The sequence below is a fragment of the Mycobacterium sp. genome (genome assembly GCF_035653355.1).
In the GTDB taxonomy this organism is placed as follows: Bacteria; Actinomycetota; Actinomycetes; order Mycobacteriales; family Mycobacteriaceae; genus Mycobacterium.
The window spans coordinates 1-2,410 of the sequence record NZ_DASRBZ010000298.1; the positions used below are offsets into that span (position 1 = coordinate 1).

Genomic DNA, 2,410 nt, shown 5'->3' on the forward strand with positions numbered 1-2,410 from the left:
CGGCCGCGCCGAGGCGACCACCGATCTTCTTGAGTGCTTCGACGTCTTGGGCGGAAAAGGGTGCGTCGGGTGCGAAGCCTTGCCAGTGTCTGCCGGTGGGCAGCGCGTCGGCGAGATGGTTGAATCCTTCCTTGCCGCCGGCGAAAACCGGGCTGGCATCGGCCGCGCCCTGGATGATTTGTTGAGGATTTGCGCCATGGGCGATGGCGTCGGTGATCCTGGCCGCCGCCCCGGGGGAGACACCGCCACCTATCAGGCCTTGTTGCAATTTGCCCAAGATATTGGCCCGGTCGTTCGCCTGCATGCTGTCGACGAGCCGGGTTGCCTCGTCTACATGCTGGCCGCTTCCAGCAGTGCGGTCGACGCCGAGGACAGCCGCTGGGCAAACGCCGCACAGAACCCCTCAAACGCGCCGTGCACAGCCGCCGCCGCGGCACCGGACAGCTCCGCCGACCCGCTCAAGCTTCCCGCCGCCGAGACCACCCGCGCGCCGTGTGCGGCGATGATCCCAGACGCACCCTGCAATCCCGGTGGAAGCACCTCAAGCACATCAGGGTTGGTGCTTGCCATCGACAACCTCCTGCAGAACTGTGGCCAAGAATCTACGACACATCGGCGTTTAGCGACAAAGGTCGGGCCGCGAAGTCGACATCCCGATCTCTCGGGAGTCAGGGTGGCCCCGTCGCGCCAGTGCCTGGTGGGCCGCACGGCAAACCCCGGCTTGCGCGCATGTTCGGCACACCAGACTGATTCGACGGCGTCAGTGCGGCGGGTTGATCGGGCGGGTAAACCGCTCCAGTTGTACCGGCGGTCCGCTCGCCGAGGGTGGTGGAAGTTGTTCGGCGACGCCGTCGATGACCCGGATCACCGTGCCGGTTTCTCGGTCGAGGTTCAAGGTCCCATGTTGGAAGTTTTGCTTGACCCATTGCGGTTCTTGAATTTCTCCGCTGGTGGGCAATCCGAGCGCGCCGCGCTCGTAACCCAGTGCGGCCCAAGCGTCGTAGATCGCGCCGGTGAGCGGCTGGGCACCGGTCTCCGGTGACCAGTAGATCGCTCCCTTGTCGAACGTGGCGTAGCGTGCCGAACCCGCTCCGGTAGCCTCCGGCGACGTCGGCGCGCCAAGCGCGCTGTTCATGGCGCCCATCTCCTGCCAGCGCGCGAATATGGCACCGCCCGCCAGCGAGGCGGCGACATCGTCTGGCCCAGGTGGATCGCTGAAATGCGCGGCGATATCGCGGATTTCGTCGAGGAGCGCATACGCGGCGTTACCGGGGCAATCCGTGGGGTCGACGTCGCGATGGCTGAAGACGGTCGGCAGGGTCAAAGCGGCACCGTCGGGGATCCGGGTGAACGGGCCCCCGGCAGAGGCCAGCGTGGCGGTGCCTTTGGGATTGATGCGCTCGAGTCCAAGCCGCCAGCCGATCAGCCGGCCGACGGTGCGCAACTGGATCGACGTCGGCGGCACGTCGTCGAAATCGCCGATCATCGCCACACCCCAGGTTTCGCGGTTGAATCCGCCGGTGTGGGAGCCCTCGACCGCTTTGGTGATTCCACCGGCCCGGCCCTCGAATACCTGGCCGTACTTGTCCACCAGCGCGTTGTAGGCGATGTCGCACCAGCCCAGCGTCTGGGTGTGGTAGGCGTAGATGGCCCGCACAATCTCGGCTGAATCTTCCGGTGAGTAGTCGTTGCTGCCCGCGGTGTGATGGATGATCGCAGCGTGAATGCCGTTGTCGTACACGGTATTACCGCATCGGATCGACTCGTCTGCGCCCCACTGCGCACGGCTGATGATGTTCGGGGGCTGGCCCGGTGCCAGCACCGCGGTCGGCGGAGTCCACTGGGTGTCTGCCGGAGCCTGCGGCGGGGAGATCAGCACCGCGGAGATGTTTTGCGCCAACGGCTGTTCGGCGGTGGCCGGCACATATCCCAGACCGGCCGGGGCGTGTTTGGGCGGCGGCGATGTCACCGGGGCGCCCGGCGGGCGGGTGACGGCGATCTGCACGGTTGTGGTCTTGCCGACGAACACCGCCTCGGTGCCGCGGGGACCATGTGCCATCCCCGACGGCTGGTCAGTGCCACCTGACTCCAGCGTTTCGGTTCCATACCAGGGTCCCCAGGACCCGTCGGCGTGCTTGGCCCGCACTCGCGCCGAGGTGCCGGTCAAGTCCCCACCGGTCAACGCGACCATGGAAAACGGCGTGGATTGGGTGATTTCGCGCACGGTCACGCCGCCGCCCAGCCCGACCAGCGGCTGCTGGGTGACGTGAGTGCTGGCGAGCCGGGGTGGCGGATCACCACGGCCGGAATCGAGCGTCGACGGCAGGATCACGGCGGCGGCCGCGACGGCGGTGAACAACATCGCGGGTGCAGGGCGGCAGCACGGCACCAGATGATGTTACGTATGTGT

At 66.8% G+C, this 2,410-nt stretch carries 3 protein-coding genes; all 3 read right to left on the reverse strand.

What is annotated here, in order from left to right; translation table 11 throughout:
* On the reverse strand, positions 1-304 hold a 304-nt coding region (locus VFA16_RS10400), incomplete at its 3' end, for a hypothetical protein (RefSeq protein ID WP_324967734.1).
* Between the two features lie 26 nt (positions 305-330).
* The gene (locus VFA16_RS10405) at positions 331-570 is read right to left on the reverse strand and encodes a hypothetical protein (RefSeq protein ID WP_203802502.1); all 240 of its coding nucleotides are present in this window, start codon (positions 568-570) and stop codon (positions 331-333) included.
* Between the two features lie 190 nt (positions 571-760).
* On the reverse strand, positions 761-2,389 hold the full coding sequence (locus VFA16_RS10410) for an N-acetylmuramoyl-L-alanine amidase (protein ID WP_203802504.1): 1,629 nt from the start codon (positions 2,387-2,389) through the stop codon (positions 761-763).
* Between the last annotated feature and the right edge of the window lie 21 nt (positions 2,390-2,410).